Origin of the sequence: Actinophytocola sp., assembly GCF_045807065.1 — a bacterium.
GTDB lineage: Bacteria > Actinomycetota > Actinomycetes > Mycobacteriales > Pseudonocardiaceae > Actinophytocola.
The window spans coordinates 1-8774 of record NZ_JBJMIE010000695.1; the positions used below are offsets into that span (position 1 = coordinate 1).

Sequence of the window (8774 nt, forward strand, 5' to 3'; positions counted from 1 at the left end):
ACTGGGGAGATCAGATGCACGGATCCGCCTATCTCGACGAGTTGGATCGGATACTCGTCACCGCTTTGCAAACCTCGCCGAGAGCCAGCTGGCAGCAGGTGGGACGGGTACTCGACGTATCCGCCTCCACCGCGGCGCGCCGGTGGGACCGGCTCGCCGAGGCGGGCCTGGCCTGGTTCAGCGGCCATCCGACGCGCCCGCCGAACAGCTCCTTCATCAGGGCGCTCATCGAGATCGACTGCGCCACCACGCGATTACTGCCGATCGGCACGACACTCGCCGCGGATCCCCATGTGTTGACCGTCAACCACGTCACCGGTTCTCATGATCTTCTGGTGACCGCGGTTTTCTCGGACCAGATATCCCTGGGCCGCTACATCCGGTTCCGGATCGGTCGGCTGGCCGGCGTCCGGTCCGTCCACCCGCACCTCGTCACCGCCCTGCACACCGAGGGCAGCCGCTGGCGCCTGGACCGGCTCACCGCGGCACACCGCGTCGCGCTGCTCACCGACACCCGTCCCGCCCCGCCGGCGAGGTCCCCCGACACCCACGCCGACACCCACGGTCCCGACGCCGTCGACATGGCGCTGATCGCGGCGTTGAGCACGAACCCCCGCCGGCCGGCGGCGGAGCTGGCCCGGGACATCCAGGTGAGCACGACCAGCGTCCGCAGGCGCCTCGCCCGGCTCGACGCGGCCAGGCTCATGGCGTGCCGCTGCGAGGTCGCCCGCCACGTGTCCGGCTGGCCGACCGCCGTCAACTTCTGGGGTGCGGTGCCGCCGGAGCACGCCCCGCGGATCAGCGGGCGGATCGCCCAGCTCCGCGAAACCCGGTTGTGCGCGTCCCTGTCCGGTCCCGACAACCTCATGTTCTCCGCCTGGTTCCGCTCACTGCACGACCTGCAGCCCTTCGAGGCCTTCCTCGCCAAGCAGCTCCCCGAGCTCGCCGTCACCGCCCGCAACCTGGTCCTGTGGCACATGAAGCTCGGCACCAACACCCTCGACCCCGAGGGCCGGCGCATCGACGAGGTTCCGTTCTCGCTCTGGTCGCCCGGGGAGGCCGTCGCCGCCGAGAACACGGTGTTGGAGCCGGGATCAGCGCAGGATGCGCGCGCCGTCGGCGTCGCGGCGGGTGATGCCCGCGGCATCGAGTCTTTCGAGTAGGGGAACGGCGACGCGGCGGGTGGTGCCGAGGGCGCGGCGTGCGTCGCTGACGGTGAAGGGTGCGGGCAGGCCGGCCAGCACCTTCGTGGCGCGGTCGAGGGCGTCGTGGGCCACGACCACGGACTCCGTGAGCCGGACCAGTCGGCCGGCGCGCTCCGCCGCGGCCAGTTCCCGTGGGCCCAGGCCGAGCGCGGTGAGGTCGGCGGCCTCCGGTGCGGCGAATGGCGCGGCGGCGAGCCGGGCCTCGATCGTGGCGACCGCCCGGGAAACCCCGTCCGGCAACGAGTTCCGCGGACGCCGGACGAGTCCGCCGTGGACGGTCAGGTCGGTGCTCGCGAGTGCGGCGTCGAGGACGGCTTCCGGCACCTCCACCTCGCGGCGCAGTGCCTCCACGGGCATGCCGGCCGCGACCGGGTGCGTCGCGGCCCATTCGGCGAACCGTTCGGCGACCAGTCCCGGTAGGTCTCGGTGCAGTGCCTCGTCCACCAGCCAGTCGTCGACCCGGACGCCCGTGGGGTCCCAGCCGAGCACGCGGAGGTCGCTCGCGCGGACCGCTTTGTGCCGGCGGAGGTGAGCGGTCGCGGGGTCGTCGTCGAGCTCCGCGGCCCGGTGCCGGGCCGCGCCCCGGCCGGTGAGGCGCGGTGGGTTCGGGTCGAGCACCGCGAAGCCGGCCGGGATGCGGTGTTCGCCGGGGTCCCGCAGGAGGCCGGTGTCGCCCGCCCGCAGGGGAAGGGGGGTGCCGAACGACACCCGTGCGGTATCCGTCCCGAGTGGACGGACGCGGCAGGGGACGGCCGCCGCGCCGACGTGCAGGACCAGCTCGCGGTGCAGGTCGGGGGCGGAGTCCCCGCGCAGGCGCACGTCCGCCTCCCGGGTGGTGCGCCACGCGGCGGGGGTCAGGAGGGCGTCGCCGCGGCGGACGTGGTCCCGGTCGATGCCGCGCAGGTTCACCGCGACGCGGGCCACGGCCGCCACCTCGTCGTGTGGCCTGCCCAGTGCCTGCAGGCCGCGGACGGTGACCCGGCGGCCGGCCAGTGCCAGCTCGTCGCCGACGCGGACGGTGCCCGCCCCGAGCGTGCCGGTGACGACGGTGCCCGCCCCGCGGATCGTGAACGCGCGGTCGACCCACAGCCGGACGTCCGCGGCGGTGTCGGGAACCGGTAGCCCGGCGGTGAGTCCCACGAGTTCCTGCCGCAGCTCGGGCAGTCCGGCGCCGGTTCGGGCACTGACCGCGACCGCGCGTACCGCGCCGAGGCCGGTGCCCGCCAGGTGTTCCCGCGCCGCCGCCAGTGCGGGTGCGGGGTCGGCGCGGTCGGACTTGGTGACGACCAGGAGGCCGTGCCGCACGCCGAACGCGTCCAGCGCCGCGAGATGCTCGGCCGACTGGGCCTGCCACCCCTCGTCCGCGGCGACCACGACCAGCGCGGCCGGCGCCGGTCCGATGCCGGCGAGCATGTTGGGCACGAACCGCTCGTGCCCCGGCACGTCGACGAACGCCAGCACCGCACCGGCCAGCTCGGTCCACGCGAACCCGAGGTCGACGGTCAGGCCACGCCGCTGCTCCTCGGCCAGCCGGTCCGGCTCCATCCCGGTGAGCGCGCGGACGAGGGTGGACTTGCCGTGGTCGACGTGCCCGGCGGTGGCTATGACGTGCACGGTGGCACCACCCCGTTCGCGCCGGCGGTGGTCGTCAGGTGCACCGGGTCACCGCGTCGAGCAGGCGGGGGTCGTCCTCCGGGGGCACCGTGCGGAGGTCGAGCAGGCATCGGCCGCGCTCCACCCGGCCCACCACCGGCGGGTCGGTGCCGCGCAGCTGTGCCGCGTACTCCGGGGGCAGGCTGAGCGCGGCGCTCGGCAGCTCGACCCCTGGGGCGCCGCCACCACCTACCACCGCGACCGAGTCCACCGCCACCGCCTCGATGCCCCGGCGGGCGAGGTCGTCGGCGAGGCGGGCCGCGCGGGCCCGGAGCGTGGCGGGATCCGCGTCGAGGGCGAGGCGGACGGGTGGCATCGGCCCGCGCAGCGTCGCCTCCAGGGCGGCCAGCGTCAGCTTGTCGACGCGCAGGGCGCGGGCGGTCGGGTGCCGCCGCAGCCGCTCGACCAGGTCGCGCCGGCCCAGCAGCAGGCCGGCCTGCGGGCCACCCAGGAGCTTGTCGCCGCTCGCGGTCACCAGTACCGCGCCCGCGCGCAGGGCGGTCGCGGCGTCGGGCTCCCGCGGCAGCAGCGGGTCCGGGCGCAGCAGGCCGGAGCCGATGTCGACGACCACCGGCACGCCGAGGCCCGCGAGCTCGGCGACGCCCGCCTGCGCGGTGAAGCCGGTGACGAGGAAGTTCGACGGGTGCACCTTCAGCACGAAACCCGTGTCCGGGCCGAGCGCGGCGGCGTAGTCGGCGACCGTCGTGCGGTTGGTCGTGCCGACCTCCCGCAGCCGGGCGCCGGTCGCGGCCAGCAGCTCGGGAATGCGGAAGCCGTCGCCGATCTCGACCAGCTCGCCCCGGCTCAGCACGATCTCCCGGCCCGGCGCCAGTGCCAGCGCGCACAGCAGCAGCGCGGCGGCGTTGTTGTTCACCACGTGCACGTCCTCGGCGCTCGGCACGGCCTCGGCCAGCGCCGCGAGCGCGCCCCGGCCCCGCCGGGCCCGCTGCCCGGTGGCCAGGTCGAACTCGACGTCGGTGTTCGAGCCGGCGGCCCGCACCGCGTCCAGCGCGGCCGGGGACAGCGGCGCACGCCCCAGGTTGGTGTGGACGATGACGCCCGTCGCGTTGAGGACCGGGCGCAGACCGGGCGCCGTCGGCGGCAGGGCGGCCACCGCGTGCTCGACGATCTCCGCCACGTCGATCTCACCGGTGCGGGCGCGCTGCTGCGCGGCGACCACCGCGGCCTTCACGAGCGCGGACCCGAGCGCGTGCGCGGCCTTGGCCAGCCGGGGCTCGGCGAGCAGGACGTCGGTGCGCGGGACGCGTCGCCGGGGGTCAGCCACGGCCACGCGTCCCGCCTGCGCGGAGGCGAACGGGAATCGAACCCGCCAGCGGCAGTGCCTGCCGTTCAACGGTGTTGAAGACCGCGCCGGTCACCAGGCCGGAAGCGCCTCCCTGGAGCATGCCGCCATCCTCGCAAAGCGCGGAGCCGTGCGCAGCGCGAGAATCGGGACCATGGGCCACCGACTCACCCAGTACGCGCACGGCGGCGGCTGTGCCTGCAAGATCCCGCCCGGCGAGCTGGAGGAGGTCGTGCGCGGGCTGCGCACCGGCCCCGCGTCCGGCGACCTGCTGGTGGGCCTCGACGACGGCGACGACGCGGCCGTCGTGCGCATCGACGGCGACCGCGCGGTGATCGCCACCACCGACTTCTTCACCCCGGTCGTCGACGACCCGTACGACTGGGGCCGGATCGCCGCGGCCAACGCGCTGTCGGACGTGTACGCCATGGGCGGGCGGCCCCTGGTCGCGCTGAACCTGCTGTGCTGGCCGCGGGAGACGCTGCCCTTCGAGCTGGCCGGTGAGGTGCTGCGGGGCGGGCTGGACGTGTGCGTGTCGGCCGGGTGCCACCTCGCGGGCGGGCACAGCGTGGACGACCCGGAGCCCAAGTACGGGCTCGCCGTGACCGGGCTGGCGGACCCGAACCACCTGCTGCGCAACGACGCCGGCCGTGCCGGGCTGCCCCTGTCGATCACCAAGCCGCTCGGCCTCGGCGTGCTCAACTCGCGGCACAAGGCGACGGGACAGCGGTTCCCCGAGGCGGTCGACGTCATGACCCACCTGAACGCGACCGCGTCGGCCGCCGCGCTCGCCGCCGGCATCACCTGCGCGACCGACGTCACCGGGTTCGGGCTGCTCGGTCACCTGCACAAGCTGGCCCGCGCCAGCGGCGTCACGGCGGTGGTGGACTCGGCGTCGGTGCCGTTCCTCGACGGCGCGGTCGAGGCGTTGCGGGACGGGTTCGTGCCCGGCGGGACGCGGCGGAACCTGGACTGGGTGCGGCCGCACGCCGACCTCGACGCCGTGGACGAGGACATGGCGCTCCTGCTGGCCGACGCGCAGACCTCGGGCGGCCTGCTGCTCGCCGGGGAGATCTCCGGGGCGCCGGTGATCGGGGAGCTGGTGCCGGCCGTGGACGACCGGACCATCATCGTGCGGTGACCCTCCCGCCGTGACCCTCCCGCCGTGACCATTGTGCGGTGACCATCGTGGCCCGGTCAGCAGCAGTGCTCGCCGCGCCAGGCCTCGCGGCCTTCGCGGAGTGCGACGGCGGCGACGAGCAGGGCGACGACCGGGTCGGCCCAGGACCAGCCGAACAGCGCGTTGAGCAGCAGCCCGACCAGCAGCACGCCGGACAGGTACGTGCACAGCAGGGTCTGCCTGGAGTCCGCGACCGCGCTCGCCGACCCGAGCTCGCGCCCGGCGCGGCGCTGGAGGTGGGACAGGACCGGCATGACCACCAGCGACACCGCGGCCAGGGCGATCCCCACCCCCGAGTGCTCGGCCGGCGCCCCGCCGACGAGGGCACGCACGGACTCGACGGTGACGTAGGCGGCGAGCGCGAAGAACGACACCGCGATCACCCGCAACGCGGTGCGTTCCCGGGCCTGCGGGTCCCTGCCGGAGAACTGCCAGGCGACGGCCGCCGCCGAGGCGACCTCGATCACGGAGTCGAGGCCGAACCCGACCAACGCGGTCGACGACGCGACCGTCCCGGCCGCGATCGCGATGACCGCCTCGACGACGTTGTAGGCGATCGTGGCGGACACCAGGAGGCGGACCCGCCGGGACAGCACCGCCCGGCGCGCCGGGGCGAGCGTGGCGACGGCCGGGGCGATGGGTGAGATGCCGGCCGGGGCGCAGCACCCGTCGGCGCAGCCCGCGGCGGCCGTCGACGGCGGCTCGGTCCGGTTGTCCTCGCTCATCGGGGTGTCCTGGGTGCTCGTCGCGGCGTGTCGGTCGAGCCTACGAGACTCCGCGCTCCTCGAGCAGGCTCAGCAGCACGCCCTCGCGGGTGGACCACGGGCAGATGTCGATCGCCGCGTGGCCGGTGACGCGCATGAGGGTCTCGGCGATGACGGCGCCGGCGAGTGCCTGACCGGCCCGGTGCGGGGAGATGCCGGGCAGCTCGGCCCGGCGGTGGGGTGGCAGCGCGGCGAGCCGCGGCACCCAGGCGGACACCTCCTCGACGCGTAGCGGGTTGGTGCCGGTCAGCTTCGCCAGCGACTCGAACACCTTGGAGCAGCCCGCGGTGCGCGCCCGCGCCAGCCGGGTGGCGACCTCCGGCGGGATCGCCTCCTCGATTCGCCGGTGGAGCAGGGCACGTGCCTCCGCGAGGTTGCGCTCGTCGGTGAGACCGGCCCGCGTGAGCGTGCGCGCGCCGAGGGGCAGGGAGCAGGCGAACTCCGGCCTCGGCCCGTCGCCCAACGCGATCTCGACGGTGCCCCCGCCGACGTCGAGCACGGCCAGCGGCCCGGTGGGCCGGCACCAGTGGCGCACCGCGCGGTACGCGAGGTCGGCCTCGGCCCTGCCGGACAGGAACCGCAGGGTGACGCCCGTGCGCCGGGCGACGGTGTCCACGACCTCGGCGGCGTTGGCGGCGTCGCGCACCGAGGACGTCGCGAACGGCAGGAACGTGCTGGCCCGGACGGTCCGCAGCCGCCGTTCGACCGTGCGGACGGCGTCGCTGATCAGCTCGATGCCGTCCGTGGTGATCCGGCCGGACTGGTCGATCACCTGGTCGAGGCGCAGGCGGACCTTGTAGGAGGCGATCCGCTGCGACGGGCAGCGCTCCACGACGAGCAGGTGCGCGCTGAAACAGCCGACGTCGAGGACCGCGGCTCGGCTGCCGTCCGCGACGGTGTCCGAGAATCTCATCCCACCTCCCGTGGAGCGACGGACACGTACCCGCGATCGCCGATCACAAACGGGGGAACCCGGTTCTTGACGTTCTGGAGCAGGCCGATGACGATGCGTGGTGACATCGAGGTCCCTGGTTCGTCCTCGGAGGCGACATGCGTTCGGTCCGAAAGATTTCTGAGCACGGGTGGTGGCGGTTCGTCGCCCTTGTCGCGGTGGTGACACTCGCCCTGTTCGGCCTCGCCGACCGGCAGCCCGCGCACGCGAGCCCGCACCGGACGCACACCGTGAGCTACGACGGCTACTCCTTCCAGGTCGACGGCAGGCGCACGTACCTGTGGTCGGGCGAGTTCCACTACTTCCGCCTGCCCAGCCCCGACCTGTGGCTCGACGTCTTCCAGAAGATGAAGGCCGCCGGGTTCAACGCCACGTCGCTGTACTTCGACTGGGGCTACCACTCGCCCGCGCCGGGCGAGTACGACTTCAGCGGCGTGCGGGACGTCGAGAAGCTGCTCGACCTGGCACAGCAGGCGGGACTCTACGTCATCGCCCGTCCGGCACCCTACATCAACGCCGAGGTGGACGGCGGCGGGCTGCCCGGCTGGCTGTCCACGAAGCCGGGGAACAACCGCAGCGCCGACCCCCAGTTCCTGAAGTACGCCGACGAGTGGCTGACCCGGATCGACGGGATCCTCGCCCGCCACCAGCTCACCGACGGCGGCGGCACGGTGATCGGCTACCAGGTCGAGAACGAGTACTACAACGGCAACGCCGCCGGGCACGCCTACATGCAGCACATCGGCGACAAGGCGCGCGCCGACGGGATCACCGTCCCGCTCACCGGCAACAACAACGGCACGTTCAACTCCGGTGTCGGCATGCTCGACGTGGATGGGCCGGACGCCTACCCGCAGGGCTTCAACTGCTCCAACCCCACGAGGTGGAACGGCGTCCCGGACATCAGCTACGACCACCCGGCCGGACGCCCGCTCTACAGCCCGGAATTCCAGGGCGGCGCTTTCGACCCGTGGGGCGGGCCGGGATACGACAAGTGCGCGCAGCTGATCAACGACCAGTTCGCCAACGTCTTCTACAAGCAGAACATCGCGGTCGGGGCGACGGCGCAGAGCTTCTACATGACGTACGGAGGCACCAACTGGGGCTGGCTGGGCATGCCGGAGAACTACACCTCCTATGACTACGGCGCAGCGATCCGGGAAAGCCGGCAGCTCGATCCCAAGTACTACGAGGACAAGCTGATCGGTTACCTGACCCAGTCGGTTGCGCCGCTGACGAAGACCGACCGGATCAATGTCACGCCGCCGGACAACACGGCGATCGTCGACACCGCGCGGATGAACCCCGACACCAAGACGCAGTTCCATGTGCTGCGGCACGCCAACTCCACCTCGACCTCGGTCGACCGAACCCACATGGCCATCGACTTCAACGCCCAGCCGATCACTTCGGTGAGCTATACCTACGACGACACCGATGCCGCGCTGCAGTACAGCGGCAGCTGGTCGCACGTCGCGAACCAGAGCTACACCGGCGGCGACTACAAGAACACCGAGTCGTTCTCCAACCACGCGGGCGACTCGGTGACGATCCCGTTCAACGGCACCGCGATCCGCTGGATCGGCTCCAAGACCAACAACCACGGCAACGCCGACGTCTACCTCGACGGGGTGAAGCAGGCGACCGTCGACTGCTCGGGCAGCGCCGCCCAGGCGGTGCTGTTCCAGGCGACCGGACTGGCGGCCGGGACGCACAC

Annotated in this window: 7 protein-coding genes and 1 tRNA gene; 3 read left to right on the forward strand and 5 right to left on the reverse strand. The window is 73.4% G+C overall.

The genetic code is table 11. From position 1 onward, the window contains the following. On the forward strand, positions 1-1163 hold a 1163-nt coding region (locus ACJ73U_RS40835), incomplete at its 5' end, for an Lrp/AsnC family transcriptional regulator (RefSeq protein WP_407783148.1). Here ACJ73U_RS40835 and selB read toward each other — a convergent pair. The 3 genes from selB to ACJ73U_RS40850 all read right to left on the reverse strand — a co-directional run bounded on the left by selB (position 1095) and on the right by ACJ73U_RS40850 (position 4255). Then, a complete protein-coding gene (gene selB / locus ACJ73U_RS40840) occupies positions 1095-2819 on the reverse strand; it encodes a selenocysteine-specific translation elongation factor (protein WP_407783149.1) in 1725 nt (574 codons plus the stop codon). The genes ACJ73U_RS40835 and selB overlap by 69 nt on opposite strands. Before the next feature lie 34 nt (positions 2820-2853). Next, a complete protein-coding gene (selA, locus tag ACJ73U_RS40845; protein WP_407783154.1) occupies positions 2854-4143 on the reverse strand; it encodes an L-seryl-tRNA(Sec) selenium transferase in 1290 nt (429 codons plus the stop codon). Positions 4144-4162: 19 nt separating this feature from the next. Then, positions 4163-4255 (reverse strand) — tRNA-Sec (locus ACJ73U_RS40850). 60 nt (positions 4256-4315) lie between these two features. On the opposite strand from ACJ73U_RS40850, the gene selD reads away from it, so the two are divergent. After that, complete coding sequence (selD, locus tag ACJ73U_RS40855) at positions 4316-5302, forward strand: selenide, water dikinase SelD (protein WP_407783150.1); 987 nt, start codon at positions 4316-4318, stop codon at positions 5300-5302. Between the two features lie 56 nt (positions 5303-5358). Here the strand turns inward: selD and ACJ73U_RS40860 are convergent, their stop codons facing one another. After that, entirely contained in the window at positions 5359-6066 is a 708-nt protein-coding gene (locus tag ACJ73U_RS40860) for a cation transporter (protein WP_407783151.1), read from the reverse strand. A 40-nt stretch (positions 6067-6106) separates the two neighbouring features. Then, the gene (locus tag ACJ73U_RS40865; protein WP_407783152.1) at positions 6107-7018 is read right to left on the reverse strand and encodes a Ppx/GppA phosphatase family protein; all 912 of its coding nucleotides are present in this window, start codon (positions 7016-7018) and stop codon (positions 6107-6109) included. A gap of 137 nt (positions 7019-7155) precedes the next feature. Here ACJ73U_RS40865 and ACJ73U_RS40870 point away from each other — a divergent pair. Further along, on the forward strand, positions 7156-8774 hold a 1619-nt coding region (locus ACJ73U_RS40870), incomplete at its 3' end, for a beta-galactosidase (protein WP_407783153.1).

What these genes read in the sequence shown, in the direction of transcription:
- selD (WP_407783150.1), top strand. Translation starts at nt 4,316, where the DNA reads ATGGGCCACCGACTCACCCAGTACGCGCACGGCGGCGGCTGTGCCTGC.
- ACJ73U_RS40860 (WP_407783151.1), bottom strand. Translation starts at nt 6,066, where the DNA reads ATGAGCGAGGACAACCGGACCGAGCCGCCGTCGACGGCCGCCGCGGGC.
- ACJ73U_RS40865 (WP_407783152.1), bottom strand. Translation starts at nt 7,018, where the DNA reads ATGAGATTCTCGGACACCGTCGCGGACGGCAGCCGAGCCGCGGTCCTC.